Annotated in this window: 19 protein-coding genes; 9 read left to right on the top strand and 10 right to left on the bottom strand. The window is 63.8% G+C overall.

Annotated elements, in window-relative coordinates; genetic code table 11:
* Positions 1-95 precede the first annotated feature (95 nt).
* From PXK01_RS04945 to PXK01_RS04930, 4 genes are all read right to left on the bottom strand, one after another.
* Positions 96-707 carry an inner membrane-spanning protein YciB gene (locus tag PXK01_RS04945; RefSeq protein WP_274846512.1) on the bottom strand — a complete coding sequence of 204 codons (612 nt, stop codon included), beginning with the start codon at positions 705-707 and terminating at the stop codon, positions 96-98.
* 29 nt (positions 708-736) lie between these two features.
* A complete protein-coding gene (locus PXK01_RS04940; RefSeq protein ID WP_274846511.1) occupies positions 737-1,639 on the bottom strand; it encodes a DMT family transporter in 903 nt (300 codons plus the stop codon).
* Positions 1,640-1,667: 28 nt separating this feature from the next.
* On the bottom strand, positions 1,668-2,789 hold the full coding sequence (ftsY, locus tag PXK01_RS04935) for a signal recognition particle-docking protein FtsY (RefSeq protein ID WP_274859095.1): 1,122 nt from the start codon (positions 2,787-2,789) through the stop codon (positions 1,668-1,670).
* Between the two features lie 76 nt (positions 2,790-2,865).
* Complete coding sequence (locus PXK01_RS04930; RefSeq protein ID WP_274859094.1) at positions 2,866-3,510, bottom strand: lysoplasmalogenase; 645 nt, start codon at positions 3,508-3,510, stop codon at positions 2,866-2,868.
* A 144-nt stretch (positions 3,511-3,654) separates the two neighbouring features.
* Between PXK01_RS04930 and PXK01_RS04925 the strand changes: the two genes are divergently transcribed.
* Both PXK01_RS04925 and PXK01_RS04920 read left to right on the top strand, forming a co-directional pair.
* Positions 3,655-4,665 (top strand): alkane 1-monooxygenase, encoded by a 1,011-nt coding sequence (locus PXK01_RS04925; protein WP_274859093.1) that lies wholly within the window; start codon positions 3,655-3,657, stop codon positions 4,663-4,665.
* Between the two features lie 55 nt (positions 4,666-4,720).
* The gene (locus PXK01_RS04920; protein WP_274846507.1) at positions 4,721-5,110 is read left to right on the top strand and encodes a hypothetical protein; all 390 of its coding nucleotides are present in this window, start codon (positions 4,721-4,723) and stop codon (positions 5,108-5,110) included.
* A 21-nt stretch (positions 5,111-5,131) separates the two neighbouring features.
* Here PXK01_RS04920 and xseA read toward each other — a convergent pair whose 3' ends face one another.
* The gene (gene xseA, locus PXK01_RS04915) at positions 5,132-6,664 is read right to left on the bottom strand and encodes an exodeoxyribonuclease VII large subunit (RefSeq protein ID WP_274859091.1); all 1,533 of its coding nucleotides are present in this window, start codon (positions 6,662-6,664) and stop codon (positions 5,132-5,134) included.
* 210 nt (positions 6,665-6,874) lie between these two features.
* Between xseA and purD the strand changes: the two genes are divergently transcribed.
* From purD to PXK01_RS04895, 4 genes are all read left to right on the top strand, one after another.
* Complete coding sequence (gene purD, locus PXK01_RS04910) at positions 6,875-8,140, top strand: phosphoribosylamine--glycine ligase (protein ID WP_274859090.1); 1,266 nt, start codon at positions 6,875-6,877, stop codon at positions 8,138-8,140.
* A 52-nt stretch (positions 8,141-8,192) separates the two neighbouring features.
* Positions 8,193-9,074, top strand: coding sequence for a bestrophin family protein (locus tag PXK01_RS04905; protein WP_274859089.1), 882 nt, complete (start codon positions 8,193-8,195; stop codon positions 9,072-9,074).
* Positions 9,075-9,168: 94 nt separating this feature from the next.
* Positions 9,169-9,786, top strand: coding sequence for a LuxR C-terminal-related transcriptional regulator (locus tag PXK01_RS04900; RefSeq protein WP_274846503.1), 618 nt, complete (start codon positions 9,169-9,171; stop codon positions 9,784-9,786).
* A 7-nt stretch (positions 9,787-9,793) separates the two neighbouring features.
* Positions 9,794-10,255, top strand: coding sequence for a GNAT family N-acetyltransferase (locus tag PXK01_RS04895; protein WP_274846502.1), 462 nt, complete (start codon positions 9,794-9,796; stop codon positions 10,253-10,255).
* Between the two features lie 113 nt (positions 10,256-10,368).
* Here PXK01_RS04895 and PXK01_RS04890 read toward each other — a convergent pair whose 3' ends face one another.
* Together PXK01_RS04890 and PXK01_RS04885 are read right to left on the bottom strand one after the other, a co-directional pair.
* A complete protein-coding gene (locus PXK01_RS04890; protein ID WP_274846501.1) occupies positions 10,369-11,178 on the bottom strand; it encodes an FG-GAP repeat domain-containing protein in 810 nt (269 codons plus the stop codon).
* Positions 11,178-11,501 (bottom strand): 2Fe-2S iron-sulfur cluster-binding protein, encoded by a 324-nt coding sequence (locus tag PXK01_RS04885; RefSeq protein ID WP_274846500.1) that lies wholly within the window; start codon positions 11,499-11,501, stop codon positions 11,178-11,180. Before PXK01_RS04885 ends, PXK01_RS04890 begins: the two co-directional genes overlap by 1 nt.
* 141 nt (positions 11,502-11,642) lie before the next feature.
* On the opposite strand from PXK01_RS04885, the gene PXK01_RS04880 reads away from it, so the two are divergent.
* From PXK01_RS04880 to PXK01_RS04870, 3 genes are all read left to right on the top strand, one after another.
* Positions 11,643-12,044 (top strand): OB-fold nucleic acid binding domain-containing protein, encoded by a 402-nt coding sequence (locus tag PXK01_RS04880; protein ID WP_274846499.1) that lies wholly within the window; start codon positions 11,643-11,645, stop codon positions 12,042-12,044.
* 52 nt (positions 12,045-12,096) lie between these two features.
* Positions 12,097-12,609, top strand: a complete 513-nt coding sequence (locus PXK01_RS04875) for a peptidoglycan-binding domain-containing protein (RefSeq protein WP_274846498.1) — start codon at positions 12,097-12,099, stop codon at positions 12,607-12,609.
* 141 nt (positions 12,610-12,750) lie between these two features.
* Positions 12,751-13,419 carry a Crp/Fnr family transcriptional regulator gene (locus PXK01_RS04870; protein WP_274859088.1) on the top strand — a complete coding sequence of 223 codons (669 nt, stop codon included), beginning with the start codon at positions 12,751-12,753 and terminating at the stop codon, positions 13,417-13,419.
* A gap of 308 nt (positions 13,420-13,727) precedes the next feature.
* Here PXK01_RS04870 and PXK01_RS04865 read toward each other — a convergent pair whose 3' ends face one another.
* From PXK01_RS04865 to hflK, 3 genes are all read right to left on the bottom strand, one after another.
* Positions 13,728-15,260, bottom strand: coding sequence for a Do family serine endopeptidase (locus PXK01_RS04865; protein WP_446728421.1), 1,533 nt, complete (start codon positions 15,258-15,260; stop codon positions 13,728-13,730).
* A gap of 229 nt (positions 15,261-15,489) precedes the next feature.
* A complete protein-coding gene (hflC, locus tag PXK01_RS04860) occupies positions 15,490-16,371 on the bottom strand; it encodes a protease modulator HflC (RefSeq protein ID WP_274859087.1) in 882 nt (293 codons plus the stop codon).
* The gene (hflK, locus tag PXK01_RS04855; RefSeq protein ID WP_274859086.1) at positions 16,368-17,522 is read right to left on the bottom strand and encodes an FtsH protease activity modulator HflK; all 1,155 of its coding nucleotides are present in this window, start codon (positions 17,520-17,522) and stop codon (positions 16,368-16,370) included. The genes hflC and hflK overlap by 4 nt, the downstream gene beginning before the upstream one ends.
* Positions 17,523-17,572 lie beyond the last annotated feature (50 nt).

The raw sequence follows: 17,572 nt of genomic DNA, 5'->3' as shown, positions 1-17,572 counted from the left end.
CCGCAGCGCGCCTTGCGCGCTGCCAGGCCCAAGGCTGTTTGCGGCTCATCTTGGATGAGCTGCACAGGCGCGGGAGCCCCCTGCCCCTATTTGCCTCAGGACTCGGGGTTTTCATCCTCTTCGATCCCGTATTTCTGCAGCACCGCGCCTTGCGTCATGAAGAACAGGAACATCGCCACCGGCAGGCCGAAGGTCTTGAAATAGACCCAGGTGTCCGTCGACAGGAACCGCCAGATCACCTCGTTGGCGACCGCAAGGCCCAGGAAAAAGGCACAGATCCGCCGCGTCAGGATCATCCAGCCTTCCTCTTCCATCGGCATGACCTCTTCCATCACCACTTTCAGCCAGCTCTGCCCACGCATCAGCCCCACCGCCAGCAGTCCGCCGAACAGAAGGTAGATCATCGTCGGCTTCATCTTGAAGAAGCGTTCGTCGTTGAACCAGACCGACAGGCCACCGAACAGCACCACCAGAACCAGCGTCGCCAGCTGCATCTTCGACAGATGCCCGGTCAGACGCCACAGCGCCGCGGTCGAGAGCATCATCAAGGGCACGAAGACCGCCGTCACAAGGATGAACCCCTTGTACTCCTGCCCGGCCAGCAGGAACACCTCGTCCTTCAGCTTCAGGTAGCCGATGAAAAACACCACGATGGGGCCGAACTCCAGCACCATCTTCAGCATCGGGTTGATCTTCTTGCCTGCCATGGGCGCTCCTATTTCAGTCTCCTGGCGGATCAGCCGCCCATTTCCACGATCACCGCGCCCAGCGCGATCAGCGCCATCAGCGCGATGCGTCGCGGGCCTACGGTTTCCTTCAGCACCAGCCAGCCGATCAGCGCGGCAAAGACGGTCGAGGTCTCCCGCAGCACCGCCGCCTCGCCCACCTTGTCCAGCCGCGTTGCCAGCATCACCGCCCCAAAAGAGGCAAAGGCGACCAGCCCGCCAAAGACGCCCTTGACCAGCAAAGGCCCCGGCGCGGGCCGATGCGCCATGTTGCGCCAGCGCAGGTAGGCCACCGGCGGCATGACGATCCCGTCGATCATGAAGAACCACGCCAGAAAGGTGAAGGGATCCGCCGTCGCGCGAATGCCATAGGCGTCATATGTGGTGTAAAGCGCCACGAACAAGCCGGTCAGCACCGCCAGGCCCAGCGCCACCATCAAGGTATCGCGATTGGTTTCCAGGTAGCGGTAGTTATAGGCGGCAAGGCCAAAGATCCCCATCAGAAGGACCGCAACACCCAGCCATTGCACCGCCGTGAAACTCTCGGAAAACAGGTAGTAGGCGCCGATCACCGTGAACAGCGGCCCCGTGCCGCGCACCACCGGGTAGACCACAGTGTAGCTGCCCTTGGTATAGGCCAGCGCCTGCAAGATCTTGTAGGCCACGTGAATGACCCAGACCACGGCAAAGATCGCCCACATATGCGGCTCGGGCCAGGGCACCACGAACAATGCAAAGGGCGCCGCCATCAGCGCATAGGAGGCATCGATCGCCCCGCGCGACAGCCAGGGATCATGCCGCCCCTTTTGCAGCGCGCCAAAGACCGCATGCAGAAAGGCCGCCATCAGCGCCAGCACCAGCGCCGCCTGATGGCCCGCCTCGGTGCCTTCCAGCGAGATCAGCCAATCGCTCATCGCCGCCACCCAGACGCGAAATGAGGGATCAAGACCGGTCCAGCCCGGTCAGCGCCGCCGCGAATTCCTCGGGGTCAAAGGGCGCCAGATCGTCGATCTGCTCGCCGACGCCGATGGCGTGGATCGGCAGGCCGAACTTATCCGCCAGTGCCACCAGCACGCCGCCCTTGGCGGTGCCGTCCAGTTTCGTCATCACCAGGCCCGAAACATCGGCGAGCTTCTGGAAGGTCTCCACCTGGCTCAACGCATTCTGGCCCGTTGTGGCATCCAGCACCAGCAAAGTGTTGTGCGGGGCGCTTTCGTCCTTCTTGCGAATGACGCGGACGATCTTGGCCAGCTCCTCCATTAGGTCCGAGCGGTTCTGCAAGCGCCCGGCAGTGTCGATCAGCAACAGATCCGCACCGTCTGCCTCAGCCTTGGTCATGGCGTCAAAGGCAAGGCTGGCCGGATCGGAACCTTCCGGCGCGGTCAGCACCGGTACGCCCGCGCGATCCCCCCAGACCTGCAGCTGCTCTACCGCTGCTGCACGGAAGGTATCCCCTGCCGCGATCACGACGTTCTTGCCGGCTGCCTTGAACTGGCTGGCAAGCTTGCCGATGGTTGTGGTCTTGCCGGAACCATTGACGCCAACCACCAGCACAACCTGCGGACGCTTGGCATAGATCGGCAGCGGTTTGGCGACGGGTTCCATCACGCGCGCGATCTCGGCAGACAGCAACTCCTTGATTTCCTGGGTGGACAGGCGCTTGCCGAACCGCCCCTCGGCCATATTGGCCGTCACCCGAAGGGCCGTATCCACCCCCATGTCAGAGGCAATAAGCAGCTCTTCCAGCTGCTCCAGCATGTCGTCGTCCAAAGCCCTGCGCGGTGCCTCGCTGCTGGACCGTCCCATGAGACGCCCCAGAAGACCCGGCCCCTTGGCGGGTTTCTCTACCGCAGCCGGTTCGGGCGCGGGCACCGGTGTCTCTTTTTCGGAGATCTCAGCGACAGGGGGCGCAGCTTTCACAGGCTCCGGCGCGGGATCGGGCTGACGGATCTCTTCCGCAGGTGCCACATCCTTTTCCCCTTCCGCGACAATCGCATCCAGGCCGTCCTCCAGTTTCGAAGAGGACTTGAACAGCCGGTCCTTGAGCTTTGAGAAAAACGCCATCGGTGTCTCCGCAGTAGATCTGCCTCTCACCTAATGCGGATTGGCGCCGGTTGCAAAGCGGATGAGGCCAGGGAAATCACCAAAAGGCGAAGAAAAACCCGATCTGCGCGCCCCAATAGAGCGGCCAGACCGCATAGGGGGCGATCCGGCGCAAGGGATGCCCGTCTGGCAACACGAAATTCTCGAAGGCCAGAACCACATCCGAAACGATAAAGGCCAGGGCCGCAGGCAGCGCCCAGGCCAGCGCGCCCTCCATCGGCAGGGTCGCCGCCGCAGCCCCCATCGACAGGATGATCGGGATATAGGCCAGAACCGCGCCCTTCAGCGCGCCCGCACGCGGGGCCAGGACCCGCACCATGACAAGGCCAAGAACAGCCAGCCCCAAGACGACCCCCAGCCCCGGCATCTGGCCGAGGCGGGCGAATTCCCGGCCCGGCGTGGTCAGGAACAGACCCACATAGGCCAGGTGACCCGCGGCAAAGGCACCGACACCAGCCATGAAGGCGCCTTCGCCCTCGCGCGACAGGCAATAGTCCCCAATGGCACACAGCAGCAGACCAATTCCCAGCAGCAGCGGCGCATCAGACAGGATCGCCAGCAGCGCCAGCAAGGCAACCGATGCGGTCTTCAGCACAGAGCGCAACAGCCCCTCGGGCCGCGCCGTGAAGAACAGATAGGCAAAGGCACATCCCGCCGCCACAAGCAGTATCATTGCGTCCATCTGTTTCCTCCAGGCGGCTGTTCCTGCGACCATGCTTGCCCGATCCCTGGTCATCGGTCAAAGGTGACCAAAGGAAAGTCGCCTTTGACTGGACAGCGCCCGTGACCTCGCTGTCTTCGAAGGGCCGCGATTGGAGACCGCCTCATGTTCTGGTTCGCAACCGCCAGTCTGCTCCCTCCCGTTCTGATCGGGCTGGCTTGCATTTGGGGCGCGATATGGAGCTGGGCGGCGCTGGTCTCGGTCGCATTCCTGGTGCTGCTGCTTGACCCTTTGGGACGGCAGCTACAGCCAGGAAAAGCCGACCGTTCTGCCGACCTTCTGCAGATCACCCTGGCCCTTGCCCATTTCGCCCTGTTGCTGCCGGTGGCCACCGCCGCAGCCCGCATCGGCTGGGGGAATGCGATTCCGCTGATCCTGGCACAGGGGCTGTTCATGGGGCAGATCTCGCATCCCAACGCGCATGAGCTGATCCACCGCCCGAACCGGATGCTGAGACGGCTGGGCGTGCTGCTCTATTCCAGCATGCTGATCGGCCACCACGTCTCGGCGCATTTGAAGGTCCATCACGTGCATGTGGCGACGCCGCAGGATCCCAACACCGCCCGGCGGGGTGAAGGGTTCTACAAGTTCATGCTGCGAGCCTGGTTCGGCTCGTTCCGTGCGGGGCTGGCTGCAGAGAACGCCGCGCGTCGGCGCAAAGCCAAGCCCGCCGCCGCGCTCAGCCATCCCTACATGACCTATGGCGCCGTCGCCGCCTTCCTGATCATCGCCGTCGGCCATGTCGCGGGCGCCGGAGGGCTGGCTGCGTTCCTCTTTGCCGCCGGGCATGCGCAGATGCAGATCTTTCTTGCCGACTACGTGCAGCACTACGGGCTGGTGCGCGACAGGCAAAAGAACAACCGCCCCGCGCCCGTGGGGCCAGAGCATTCCTGGAACGCGCCGCATTGGTATTCCTCGGCCATGATGCTGAACGCACCGCGCCATTCGGATCACCACCTGACGCCCGCGCGCCGCTTCCCGGAACTGCAGTTGACGCCGCAGATGCCCACACTCCCCCATTCACTGCCGGTGATGGGAGCGATTGCGCTGATCCCGCCCCTGTGGCGGCACGTCATGGCACGGGAGTTGCGCGACCTTGACCGCAATCGCCCGTAAGGCTTGGCCTGAGCGCCTGATGTCTGGCACACTCTAAATCATGCGGATCCTGTCGATGATTCCCCTCTGCGCCCTCTTGGTGCTTCCCCTGGCCGGAGAAGCGGCGGAGCCCTTGGATGCGGAGGCCTTCGACCGCTACACAAAGGGCAAGACGCTGTTCTACGGCTTTGACGGCACCGCCTATGGGGTCGAACGCTACCTGCCGGGCCGCCGGGTGATCTGGTCCTTCATGGATGGCCGCTGCCAGGAGGGCTACTGGTATCAGCAGGCCGATCAGATCTGTTTTCTCTACGAAGACCGCAATGATCCGCAGTGCTGGCGTTTTTCCATGACCCCGAACGGGCTGAGCGCGCGGTTCCAGAACGATCCCGAAGCCACCGAACTCTATGAGGCCGAGGATATTGGCGAAGAGATGATCTGCCACGGCCCGGACGTGGGCGTCTGATCGCCCCTGCCGTTGCTCCCTTTAGAACAGCGACCCCTGCCCGCCCTCATCGGGTCCGGTCTTTGGCTTGGCTCTTGGTTTGGGTTTGGGCTTGGGACCTTCGGGCCCCACCGCTGCTGCGGGTGCTGATGCGGCGCCCAGATCCAGCCTGCCATCGCTGAACTCGATCTGCAGCGGCCCGGCCTGTTGCGCCGCCGCGCGGGTGGTCACGACCATATCCCCCGCGCGCACCACCGCATAGCCCCGCGCCAGCGTGGCCTTGTAGCTGAGGATCTCCAGCTGCCGACCGGCGGCCGAAAGCTGCTGGCGCTGGCGCTCCAGCCGCTGGCGTTGCACCGCATCAAGCCGCTGGCCCAATTGCGCGATACGCTCTTTCTGGCGCTGCATATCCTGCTGGATGGGCCTGAGGGTCAGCCGCGACGACAGGTTGCGCAGGCGGTCCTTTCGCCCCTCGACCAATTGCCGCAGGGTCGAGGGGCGCAGGGCGGCTGAAGCCTCGCTCAACTGCACCCGGCGGCGCTGCACCACCGAGGTCAGCGCCCGTGGCAAGCCATCGCTGGCCTGATCCAGCCGCTGGCGCGGTGTTTCCAGCAGCGTTTCGGGACGCGGCAAGGCACGGGACAGATCATTCAGCCGCTGGCGGCGCTGCTGCACCGCCTGCCCGGCGGCTCGCGCCAGCCGCGCGCCCTGGTTTTCGCTCCAGGCCAGCAGATCAAGCCGCACCGGCACGGCAAGTTCCGCCGCCGCAGTCGGCGTTGGTGCGCGCCGATCGGAGACAAAATCGATCAGTGTCGTATCCGTCTCATGTCCCACGGCGGAAATCAGCGGGATATCCGAGGCTGCCGCAGCGCGAGCGACAATTTCCTCGTTGAAGCCCCAAAGATCCTCGATCGAGCCGCCGCCGCGCGCCACGATGATCAGGTCCGGACGCGGCAGGGCACCGCCTGGTGTGAGCCGGTTGAACCCTTCGATGGCGCGGGCCACCTCGGGGGCGCAATTGCTGCCCTGAACAGCCACCGGCCAGACCAGAACCTTGCGCGGGAACCGATCCCGCAGCCGGTGCAGGATATCGCGGATCACCGCACCCGAGGGCGAGGTCACAACCCCGATGATCTGGGGCAGATAGGGCAGCTGTTTCTTGCGTTCGGGCGCGAACAGGCCTTCGGCCTCCAGCTGCTTCTTGCGCTTTTCGAGCAAGGCCATCAGCGCGCCCTGACCCGCGACCGCGACCTCTTCCACGTTCATGTTGTATTTGGACTGCGCACCAAAGGCCGTAAGGCGCCCGGTGACCACCACCTCCAGCCCCTCTTCCGGGACCACCGACAGACCCGCGACCTGCCCCTTCCAGGTGGTGCAGGCCAGCACGCTGCGGTCATCCTTGACGTCGTAGTAAAGATGCCCCGAGCGCGCCTTGAAGACCCGCCCCACCTCGCCGCGCACCCGGATGCGCCCGAATGTGCTTTCCAGCGTGCGCTTCACCTCGCCCGAGATCTCGGAGACGGTGAATTCCGGCGCGTTCTGGCCGGGGGCGGGATCGTCGATCAGGTCAGACATCGGCTGCTCGTTCTGGTCTTGCTTTGGACAGGGTGCAGTGGCTGCGCGCCTGCGACCAAGCGGTTCTTGTTTTACAGGCCCGCGCAGCATAGAAGGCGCGACAAGCATGGCAAGCCCCCGGCGCCGGTCCATCGGCCTCGCGCATCGGAGCCCCTGCCGCAGGACAAGACACGCCCCGAACGCCGGGGCAGGCAGATCGGAGACAGTGCGATGAATATCCTTATCCTTGGCAGCGGCGGGCGCGAACATGCTCTGGCCTGGGCGGTGATGCAGAACCCCAAGTGCGACAAGCTGATCGTGGCCCCCGGCAATGCGGGTATCGCGCAGATCGCCGATTGCGCCAGCCTTGATATCGAACAGGGCGGCGCCGTGGTGACCTTTGCCGAGGAAAACGCCATCGATTTCGTCATCATTGGCCCCGAGGCGCCGCTGGCCGCTGGCGTTGCTGACCGGCTGCGCGAGGCGGGCATCCTGGTCTTCGGCCCTTCGGAAGCGGCGGCAAGGCTGGAAGCCTCCAAAAGCTTCACCAAGGAGATCTGCGATGCAGCCAAGGCGCCCACCGCCGCCTATGGGCATTTCACTGATGCGGATGACGCCAAGGACTATGTGCGCCAGCAGGGCGCGCCCATCGTGGTCAAGGCGGATGGCCTGGCCGCAGGCAAGGGCGTGATCGTTGCAATGGACGAGGCAACCGCGCTTGAGGCCATCGACGACATGTTCGGCGGCAGCTTCGGCGGTGCGGGCGCCGAAGTGGTGATCGAGGAATTCATGGAGGGCGAAGAAGCCTCCCTGTTCGTGCTGGTGGATGGAGAAGAGGTGCTGTCGATCGGCACCGCCCAGGACCACAAGCGCGTCGGCGAAGGCGACACCGGTCTCAACACCGGCGGCATGGGCGCCTATTCCCCGGCGCCGGTCCTGTCGGCCGAGATCGAAGCCCGCGCCATGGAAGAAATCATCAAGCCGACCATGGCGGAAATGGCCAAGCGCGGCGCGCCTTACCAGGGCGTCCTATATGCGGGCCTGATGATCAAGGACGGCCAGCCGCGCCTGGTCGAGTACAACGTGCGCTTTGGCGATCCCGAATGCCAGGTGCTGATGATGCGCCTTGGCGCGCAGGCGCTGGACCTGATGCATGCCGCCGCCGAAGGGCGCCTGGGCGAGGCTCAGGTGAACTGGGGTGACGATCACGCCATCACCGTTGTCATGGCCGCCAAGGGCTATCCCGGTTCCTACCAGAAAGGCACCGAGATCAACGGCCTTGAGGCCCTGCCCGAAGACAGCAGCAATATGGTGTTCCACGCGGGCACAAAGGCCGAGGGCGGCAAGATCCTCGCCAATGGCGGCCGGGTGCTGAACGTCACTGCCCGCGGCGAAACCCTGGCCGAGGCACATGAACGCGCCTATGCCATGGTGGAGCGGATCGACTGGACGGATGGCTTCTTCCGCCGCGACATCGGCTGGCGTGCCCTGAAGTAGGCGCCTGAGCCCGCCGATCTTTTACACCTGCACCTGCGAAAGGGCCATCGCGATGATATTGCGGGAAAAACCGGGGCTTTGGGCGCTGATCTTTGCGATGCAGGGATCGGTCCTGCCCCGGATCCTGCCGCGCATCCTGGCCGTGTCGGCCCTGGCGGCTGCGGTGGTCTGGGTGGATGGTCACATCTATTCCCTGCCCCATACCAATGCCGCGCCCTTTGCCGTCTTCGGGGTCGCCCTGTCGCTGTTTCTCGGATTTCGCAACAATGCCGCCTATGATCGCTGGTGGGAGGGCCGCCGCCTGTGGGGGCAGCTTGTCGCCGATCTGCGCGCCCTTGGCCGCGAGGCAGAGATCTTTTTGCCGGACCGCCGCGACAGGCACCGGCTGCTGCGCCTCGCGCTCGGATTTCTGCACCTGCACCGGATCAACCTGCGAAAGTCGCGGGATTTCGCCAAAGCCGCGGAATGGGCCGGGCAGGATTTCTCTGCTGCGCCACATCCCCCCTGCGCCGCCTTGAACGAGATGGCCAGCATGGTTGGCAACACGGCCCCCGATGGATTTGCCCGCAAGGCACTGTCCGAGCGGCTCGCCGCGATCACCCTGGCACAGGCAGGCTGCGAACGCATCGCCAGCACGCCGCTGCCCTATGTCTATTCGCTCTTGGTGTTTCGCACCACCTACCTTTACTGCCTGCTCATTCCCTTTGCCCTGCTCGAAGGGGCTGGCTGGATGACACCCGTCTTTGTCGCCATTGTGGCCTATGTCTTTTTCGGCCTTGCAGAGGTCACCGAAGAGCTGTCGGATCCCTTTGCCGAAACCGCAAACGGGCTGCCGCTGGATGCCCTCTGCCGGACGGTCGAGATTTCCCTCTCTGCGCATCTGGACCTGCCGCCGCCGCCACCGATGGCGCCTCAGGCCTTTGTATTGAGCTAGCTCAGACCCCTGCCGATCCGAACCGTCGGATATTCATAAGTGTTTTCACGGCCCTTGCCGTAGGCTACTACGTTCGCCAAGCCTTGGAGGCAAAATGGACAATTACCCGGACCAAGCCGCTCTGGACCAGCTTTATGCCGACCGTGACCTGGCACAGCTCGCCTTTGAATTCTCGCCCGTCGGCATCGTGGTGACGGAAAACCGCGTGCTGCGCGAGTGCAATCAGCGCTTCTGCGAAATGTTCGGCTATGCCCGCGAAGAGATGTTGGACCGGCTGTTTGCCTTTCTCTATCCGTCGGACGAGGAATTTCAAAATCTGCGCAACCGGGGGGATACCAGCCTCGGCCAGGGCAATCCCTACTGGGACGAACGGGTGATGAAGCGCAAGACGGGCGAATTGTTCTGGGTGCGCGTGCGCGGCCACACCTTCACGCCCGACGAGCCCCTGGGGCGCGCGGTCTGGAGTTTCGCCGATCTGTCGGGCGTGCGCCCCTATCAGCCGCTGACCCGGCGCGAGCGCGAGGTCTATTCGCTGTTGCGCGAGGGCAAGACCAGCAAGGAAATTGCGCGGATCCTCGACCTCAGCTATCGCACGGTAGAGGTGCATCGGGCGCGCCTGCTGAAAAAGGTTGGCGCCAACAATACCGCCAGCCTGTTCTCTTCGCTTGGCGATATCGGCGGCGACCACGTGGTGCGCAGCAATAGCCCGTGATGATCAGATGAGAGTGGAACGCCTGAACCCGGAGGAGCCGCGCCTTGAGGCGGTTCTGGATCTGATCCGGAGCAGCTTTGCCTTCATGGAGGGGCGTATCGATCCGCCCTCTTCGATGCGGGATCTGACGCCACAGAGCCTGGCCGAACAGTGCCGCAAGGGCGAAATCTGGGTCATTGGCACGCCGCCTCTGGCCTGCATGTTCCTGACACCGAAACAGGACTGCCTTTATCTGGGCAAACTGGCGGTGGCCGAAAGCAGTCGCGGCATGGGTCTTGCCCGCAGCCTGATCGATCATGCCCTGCGCCGCGCACGGGATCTGGGATTGCCCGCGGTTGAGCTGCAGACCCGCGTGGAACTAGTGGAGAACCACGCAGCCTTTGCCCGGCTGGGGTTCGTGCAAACAGGCAGCACCGCGCATCCCGGCTTTGATCGGCCGACCTCGCTGGTGTTTCGCCGGTCTGCCTGAAGATCGAAAAAGCCCTCCCGCCCGCTGCGCGGCCTTCAAAGAAGGCGCTTGGCCGTTGGGCCAGGCGCCGCGCTGCGCGCGGCGCTTCAGCGGTCCGCCGCTGCTGTATCACATTAGGCGCAGTTCAAGGCCCTGGTGACCGAACTGCTGTCGACAAAGCCGCCAATTGCCCTCGTCTTGATCCCCGAAGCCGTCAGGCGCGTGGCCATCACCCGCGACCAATTGGCATCGACGGTGACAAGCTCCACCCCCTCGCCGCAGTCGCGAATGCCGGAGGTGATGAAATCCTGACCGATCCGGTGGTTGGTCAGCCCGGCCAAGCTGGCGACGGCCTCCAGTGCCCCATCCTTGAAACGCCAGATGCGCAGGGTCTTGGCCAGATGGGGACGGTCGATATAGGCCAGTTCCACATATCCGTCGCCGTCCAGGTCCGCAGCTCCGATCGGAGCCAGCCAGCGATTGCGCTGGCCTATATGCGGCGTCTCGGCGATCTTGCCCTCTGCCCCATAAAGCGCCAAAGCTGCGCCCAGACCCATATCCGTCTCAACGACCATAGCCGCATCCGGGCGCCCATCCAGATCCAGATCCACCGGACGCGGGGCCAGATCCTCGAACACATGGTCCACAGGCAGATCGATCTTGAACTGACGTATCGCCCCATCGGATCCGCTCAGGCGCAAGGACAGACCGGTCCATTCAACCGCGTCGCCAAGCACCGCATGGGCATAGCGCGTGGTCGGGCCGTAAAAGCTGGCTTCCGTGAGCGCGACAGCGGCTCTCGAACGGTCTTGGGCGTCCGTCTGCGCCTCGACAGGCGCGCCCGGAACCGCCAGCCACAGGCACATCGCCTGCGCGGCGCGGCGCAAGGAACGCGGCCAGAAAGCAGTCGGTCGACGCCGCGCCCCCTGACCCCGCAGAGCCATCAGATCTGCTTTTCAGGCAGCTGCACGATCAGACCGTCCATCGCGTCCGTCACCTTCAGCTGACAGGTCAGGCGCGAGCGGGCCGGATCGGGCTCATAGGCGAAATCCAGCATATCCTCTTCCATGTCATCCTTGGCGGGCAGTTTCTCGACCCAATCGGGATGGATATAGACGTGGCATGTGGAACAGGCACAAGCGCCGCCACAATCCGCCTCGATCCCCGGGATATTGTTGTCCCGAGCGCCTTCCATCACGGTCAGCCCGTTGGCCACCTCGACAACATGCTCGGTGCCATTGTGTTCGACATAGGTGATCTTTGCCATGGTCGCGTCTTCCCTTTTTCGGTACTTGCAAGCCTGTTTAGCCAAGCCCCCGTCGCTGTGCCAGCCCAATCTATGCAACCTTGCGTCCCGGCTGGACACCCTCGCCATTTGTTCTACTTTTGTTCCAGTTGAGATTTCTGGATGCCAAAGATGAACCGCAAGCCTGCCCCCTCCCGCACTCCGCCCAGCTGCCTGACCTCCGACCGGTTGCAGCAACGCCCCGAGAACGCCCGTGTCTGCGTGGCCGGGCTGGTCATCCTGCGGCAGCGGCCCGGCACCGCAAGGGGGGTGATCTTCATCACGCTGGAGGATGAAACCGGCGTGGTGAACGTGATCGTCTGGCGCAACATATACGAGGCTTACAGGCGCGCCGTGATTTCCGGACGCCTCCTGCGGATCACCGGACGGCTGCAGCGGAGCCATTCGGTCACCCATGTGATCGCGGAAACCATCGAGGATATATCCGGCATGCTGGACCTGTTGCTTGTGCCGCAAGGGCGCAGCAAAGATCCGGCCTTTGCGCCCCTAGCAAAAATACACTAGCCTGCCGCAAAACCCGCCGGTCTGACCAAAAGACCACAAGAGGTGCGCGCATATGAGCAGCCGATCCACCTTCCCGTTCCGCGCCGCCGCCCTGGCCCTGCTGGTGGCCTTGACCGCCTGTACCGCCCCTTCCGAAAGCGACCGTCCCCTCGCGCCGACGGCCCCGCCGGGCGCCGAGCCGGGCAGTTGCTGGGATCGCCACATCAGCCCGGCGGTCATTGAGACGGTGACTGTCCAGGTCCTGGTCGAGCCGGAGCTGCGCGCCCCCGATGGGCAGATCCTGCAGCCCGCCGTCTTTCGCACCGAAACCCGCCAGGACATCGTGCGCCCGCGCAGCCAGACCTGGCTGCAGATCACCTGCCCGGTGGATATGACACCCGATTTCATCGCCTCCCTGCAACGCGCCCTTGCGGTGCGCGGCGACTACACCGGCGCCATTACCGGCTCACTGGATCGCCCGACCCGCCAGGCCATCCTGCGCTACCAGCGCCGCTATGGGCTGGAAAGCCAGCTGCTCTCTCTCGAAAGCGCCCGCCGCCTGGGGCTGATCTCCGTTGCAAACTAGCGCCAGCAACAGCCCCCCGACGCATATGCCACGCCCCTTCTCCCCGGTTCACCCAGCCCGGCGGCTCTGCTAGGGTCCAGCCGGAAACACAGACCGGCCCACAGGCGCTGTGGGCAAATGCGCTCTGGAGCACGATAGATCATGGAACATGACCGCCTGCCGGATACCGGCTTTCTTTCCGGAGCTTCGGCTCCGCTGCGGCAGATGCTGGAAAGCCAAGCCAGTGATATCCGCCTGTCCCAGGGCGAAACCCTGTTCGAACAGGGCGACACCGGAGATGCGCTCTATGCCATTGTCGAAGGCGCGCTGGAATTCTCCATCCTATCGGTCTCCGGGCGCAAGCTGACGCTGGACCTGATGCGTCCCGGCGCCATCTTCGGAGAGATTGCCCTGTTCGACCCCGGTGAACGCACCGCCACGGTGACCGCAACCGAACCCAGCCGCCTGCGCCGCCTGCGCAACCGCGATATTCTCGGCCAGATCGAACGGCACCCGGAACTTGCCGGAGACCTGCTGCGGCTTGCCGGGCAACGCATGCGCTGGATGAGCGCCCAATTGAACGAACAGGTCTTCCTGCCCATGCCGGTGCGCCTGGCGCGCAAGCTGCTGTACCTCACACCGGAAGGCGGCAATGGTCGGCTGGGTCTATCACAAAGCGAGTTGGCGGAGTTTGTCGGTGCCACCCGCGAGGCCGTCTCCAAGACGCTGTCGAATTGGAAACGCTCCGGCATCATCGAGATCAACCGTGGCGCGCTGCAGATTATCGACCGCAAGGCCCTTGGTCTCTTGGCGGAGCCGGAACTGCTCTGATCGCTGAAGAGCGGTTGGCAGGATGTCTGACCGCCCTCACGATGTCTGACGCCCAGGAATTCTGACGCCTATGTGAACTGGATCACAGAAACGTGTACCCGTAGCTGTCATGGTCACTCACAGGTCAGGCATTTATCGTTCCATCCCAATGCCTGACCCATTTATCAAGAGCCATGTGCCCGCCAGCGCATGGCTCTTTTCCTGTCCGCCTGCCCCTCTTGTCATACCTGCCCCTCCCAACGAAAAAAGGCCGGGACATCGCCCGGCCTTTTCCTGATTTCACCCTCGCGCGGGCGTGATCTGATCGCTCATTCGGTGAGGTTCAGGGCCACAAAGCGCGGCTCGCCACTGCGGCGCACCAGAAGAAGCAACGACTTGCGCCCGGCCTCTTTGGCCTCCGCGATGCGGGCCTCAAGATCGCCGATTCCGGACAGTTTCTGCTGACCGGCTTCGGTGATCACATCCCCTGCCCGCAGGCCCTTTTCCCAGGCTTCGGAGGTCTCGTCCACAGAGAGGATCACCAGACCGTCCGTGCCCTCGGGCACGTTCAACTCGCCGCGCAGCTCGTCGGTCAGGATGCCAACAGAAAGGCCGAGAAGCTGTTTTTCGGTCTGCTCGGGCGCGCTTTTGTCATCGTCCGAGCGCCCGGCCTGACGTTCCGCATCCTCACGCCGCCCCAGGACGACCTTCAGCGTTTCGGTCTTGCCTTCGCGGTAGACCACAACCCGCACCGTCTTGCCGACCTCGGCATTGCCGACGCTGCGCACCAGCCCGCGGGTGTCATCCACCACGGCGCCATCAAAGCTGAGGATCACGTCGCCCGCCAGCATGCCGGCCTCCTTGGCCGGACCTTCGGGCACATCGGTGACCAGGGCGCCCTTGGCGGCTTCCAGCCCCATGGCCTCGGCCACGTCATCGGTCACATCCTGGATGCGCACACCCAGCCAGCCGCGACGGGTCTCGCCGTATTCCTTCAACTGATCGACCACCTTGCTGACCACGTTGGAGGCCATGGAAAAGCCGATCCCGATCGAGCCGCCATTGGGCGACAGGATCGCGGTGTTCACGCCGACAACCTCGCCATCCATGTTGAACAGCGGCCCGCCCGAGTTGCCCCGGTTGATGGCCGCATCGGTCTGGATGTAATCGTCATAAGAGCCGGACAGTTCCCGGTTGCGCGCCGAGACGATCCCGGCAGAAAGCGAGAACCCCTGTCCCAGCGGATTGCCCATGGCGATGACCCAATCACCCACACGGGCGGTGTCGCTGTCGCCGAAGGTGACGAATTTCAACGGCATCGGGGCATCGACCTTCAGAAGGGCGATATCGGTGGTGGGATCGGTGCCAATGACCTTGGCCGGCAGCAGTTCCGCAGGTTGACCATCGCCCGGGAAGAATTCGATCTCGATCTCGTCGGCCTCTTTGATCACGTGATCATTGGTGACGATATAGCCATCCTCGGAAATCACAAAACCGGACCCCAGCGCAGACGAACGGCGCGGGCGTTCAGGGGCGCCATTGCCATTGCGATCCTGGAACTCGCGGAAGAAATCCTCAAACGGGGATCCCTCGGGCACGATACCCTGCGGGCCGGTGCGGCCCTCGATCACGGTTGTGGTCGTGATATTCACCACCGCCGGGCTGACCTTTTCCGCCAGGGGCGCCAGGCTTTCGGGGCGGGCCTGAGCCATCAGAGCCTGCGCCAAAACCATAACGCTGCTGATCAGGGCCAGCATGAACAGACGCCAAGGGGCGCCCTGCCTGCTTTCCGAGTCAAAATAAGAAATTGCCTGTGACTGCACGGCACTACTCCTTGTTGTCGCCATTCCGGTCATCGCCATTCCGGTTTCTCCTCCTGGCCTGTCGCTGTGGTTCTGCGGGAAGGGCAGAACTGCAGACTGCACCTAATGTAGGCGCTTCCCTGCGTGCTGCAATGAATGTTGCACGTCTTCAAATCGATGTGAAATCCATTGTCGCCTCTGGCGCCCGGTTTTCTGGTGCTTTTGAAACGCGAAAGGGGCCGACACTCAGGTCGGCCCCTTCCAGATGTCAATAAACCTGGCTGTGCGGTTACCGCGAGGCAGACACCCCGGTCGAGGACTTCAGGTAGTTGAAGAACTCGGAATCCGGCGACAGCACGAGGGAAGAATTGCCCTGCTGCATCGAGCGCGCATAGGCGGTCAGGCTGCGATAGAAGTCAAAGAATTCAGGGTCGCGGCCATAGGCCTCGGCAAAGATGCGGTTACGTTCAGCGTCCGCTTCACCACGAATGATCTCTGCTTCGCGTTCCGCTTCGGAAACCAGTTCCACCTCGGTCCGGTCGGCCTGGGCGCGGACCCGCTGGGCGGCTTCCTCACCACGGGCGATCTCGTCGGCGGCCTCCCGCTCACGCTCGGCGCGCATCCGCGCAAAGGTGGCTTCGAGGTTGGCCTGCGGCAGGTCGGTGCGCTTCAGACGCACGTCGATCACCTCGATGCCGAACCCGCTGGCCTCGCTGATGGCGCCATTGCGGATCCGCAGCATCAGAGCGGCCCGGTCCGAGGACAGGATATCATTGGAGCTGACCGAACCAAGAACCTCGCGGGTCTGCGCGCGCATGATCTTGTCCAGGCGGTTCTCCGCACCCGGAATGCCGGAGGCACCCACCGCTTCGCGGAACTGGCGCAGATCGGTGATCCGGTAGCGGGCGAAGGCATCGACCACCAGGCGGCGATCATCCTCGGGGGTGACTTCCAGCGGGCCAACCTCAAGGCTGAGGATCCGGTCGTCATAGCGCACCACCTCGTCGATCACCGGCAGCTTGAAGGCAAGACCGGGCTGCTCCTGAACCGCAACCACACGGCCAAAGCGCAGGACCAGCGCCTTTTGGCGTTCATCCACGATGAAGATCGCAGAAAGGGCCGCGACGATCGCCACGACAAGAAGCGGGATAATAAGGGTCGACTTGTTCATCGGTTGCCCTCCGTCCGGCGCAATTCGTTGAGCGGCAGATAGGGCACGACACCCTGGCCACCCTCACCGGTGGACTGGTCGATGATCACCTTGTCCACATTGCCCAGAACCTCTTCCATGGTTTCCAGGTAAAGACGCTTGCGGGTCACTTCCGGCGCCTTTTCGTATTCTTCCAGAACCGCCGAGAAACGGCTGGCCTCACCACGCGCCTGGTTCACGACCTGGGCGCGATATGCTTCGGCCTCTTCCAGGGTCTGGGCCGACTGACCCCGCGCAGCCGCCAGTTTGCGGTTGGCATAGGCATCGGCCTGCTTTTCAAGACGGTCACGTTCCTGACCGGCGGATTGCACTTCGCGGAAGGCATCCTTCACCGGTTCGGGCGGGTCGGCCTGGTCGAAGTTGACGCGGACGATGTTCACGCCGCTGTCATAGCTGTCGAGCGTCTCCTGGATCAGCTCTTCCAGCCGCGCGGTGATCACGCCACGATCCCGGTTCAGGATCGGCGCCAGTTCCGACTGTGCGATGATTTCGCGCATGGCCGATTCCGCAACCGCCTGGATCGTGGCCTGCGGATCGCGCAGGTTGAACAGGAAATTGGCCGGATCATTGATGTTCCAGACCACCTGGAAATCGACGTCGATGATGTTTTCATCGCCGGTCAGCATCAGGCCCGCATCCACGCCGCGCGTACCCGATCCGATATTCTCGGTCTGTTCGACCAGAACCGGGATCACCTCATAGGTCACCAGCGGCCAGGGGGCAAAGTTCAGACCCGGCTGGCCGGTGTCGTGGTATTCGCCCAGGAACAGCTCGACCGAGCGTTCTTCGGTCTTCACCGAGTAAAAGCTGGCCATCCCCCAGAGGATCGCCGCCGCAACCGCGCCGATGGCCAGGGTGCCCTTGGTGAACAAGGGCGCGCCGCCGCCGCCAGAGCCGCCACGACCACCGCCACCGGTGCCATTGCCGCCCCGACCGCCCATCAGGACGCGGAATTGCTCCTGCCCTTTTTTCAAGAGCTCGTCGATCTCGGGAATCTGGGGATCCTCGGGGCGTCGGCCACCGCCGCCACCGCCGTTGTTGTCTCCCCGGTTGCCTCCGCCACCGCCGGAAGAGCCTCCGCCCCCCCAGGGACCACCGCTATTGCCAGCCATATGTCTCCTATCCCTTTACTGCCGCAGCTTCGCGGCAAGAGTTTTACTGT

The sequence above is a fragment of the Phaeobacter sp. PT47_59 genome (genome assembly GCF_028890025.1).
In the GTDB taxonomy this organism is placed as follows: domain Bacteria; phylum Pseudomonadota; class Alphaproteobacteria; order Rhodobacterales; family Rhodobacteraceae; genus Phycobacter.
Note: the sequence above shows the minus strand (reverse complement) of the source record. Positions and strands in the feature narration are given on the sequence as shown.

Excerpts from the sequence above, each read along its gene's own strand:
- PXK01_RS04945 (WP_274846512.1), bottom strand. The coding sequence starts at position 707 with ATGGCAGGCAAGAAGATCAACCCGATGCTGAAGATGGTGCTGGAGTTC.
- PXK01_RS04930 (WP_274859094.1), bottom strand. The coding sequence starts at position 3,510 with ATGGACGCAATGATACTGCTTGTGGCGGCGGGATGTGCCTTTGCCTAT.
- purD (WP_274859090.1), top strand. The coding sequence starts at position 6,875 with ATGAATATCCTTATCCTTGGCAGCGGCGGGCGCGAACATGCTCTGGCC.
- PXK01_RS04890 (WP_274846501.1), bottom strand. The coding sequence starts at position 11,178 with ATGGCTCTGCGGGGTCAGGGGGCGCGGCGTCGACCGACTGCTTTCTGG.
- PXK01_RS04880 (WP_274846499.1), top strand. The coding sequence starts at position 11,643 with ATGCCAAAGATGAACCGCAAGCCTGCCCCCTCCCGCACTCCGCCCAGC.
- hflC (WP_274859087.1), bottom strand. The coding sequence starts at position 16,371 with ATGAACAAGTCGACCCTTATTATCCCGCTTCTTGTCGTGGCGATCGTC.
- PXK01_RS04940 (WP_274846511.1), bottom strand. The coding sequence starts at position 1,639 with ATGAGCGATTGGCTGATCTCGCTGGAAGGCACCGAGGCGGGCCATCAG.
- xseA (WP_274859091.1), bottom strand. The coding sequence starts at position 6,664 with ATGTCTGACCTGATCGACGATCCCGCCCCCGGCCAGAACGCGCCGGAA.
- PXK01_RS04870 (WP_274859088.1), top strand. The coding sequence starts at position 12,751 with ATGGAACATGACCGCCTGCCGGATACCGGCTTTCTTTCCGGAGCTTCG.
- PXK01_RS04900 (WP_274846503.1), top strand. The coding sequence starts at position 9,169 with ATGGACAATTACCCGGACCAAGCCGCTCTGGACCAGCTTTATGCCGAC.
- PXK01_RS04885 (WP_274846500.1), bottom strand. The coding sequence starts at position 11,501 with ATGGCAAAGATCACCTATGTCGAACACAATGGCACCGAGCATGTTGTC.
- ftsY (WP_274859095.1), bottom strand. The coding sequence starts at position 2,789 with ATGGCGTTTTTCTCAAAGCTCAAGGACCGGCTGTTCAAGTCCTCTTCG.
- hflK (WP_274859086.1), bottom strand. The coding sequence starts at position 17,522 with ATGGCTGGCAATAGCGGTGGTCCCTGGGGGGGCGGAGGCTCTTCCGGC.
- PXK01_RS04875 (WP_274846498.1), top strand. The coding sequence starts at position 12,097 with ATGAGCAGCCGATCCACCTTCCCGTTCCGCGCCGCCGCCCTGGCCCTG.
- PXK01_RS04865 (WP_446728421.1), bottom strand. The coding sequence starts at position 15,260 with ATGGCGATGACCGGAATGGCGACAACAAGGAGTAGTGCCGTGCAGTCA.
- PXK01_RS04920 (WP_274846507.1), top strand. The coding sequence starts at position 4,721 with ATGATTCCCCTCTGCGCCCTCTTGGTGCTTCCCCTGGCCGGAGAAGCG.
- PXK01_RS04895 (WP_274846502.1), top strand. The coding sequence starts at position 9,794 with ATGAGAGTGGAACGCCTGAACCCGGAGGAGCCGCGCCTTGAGGCGGTT.
- PXK01_RS04905 (WP_274859089.1), top strand. The coding sequence starts at position 8,193 with ATGATATTGCGGGAAAAACCGGGGCTTTGGGCGCTGATCTTTGCGATG.
- PXK01_RS04925 (WP_274859093.1), top strand. The coding sequence starts at position 3,655 with ATGTTCTGGTTCGCAACCGCCAGTCTGCTCCCTCCCGTTCTGATCGGG.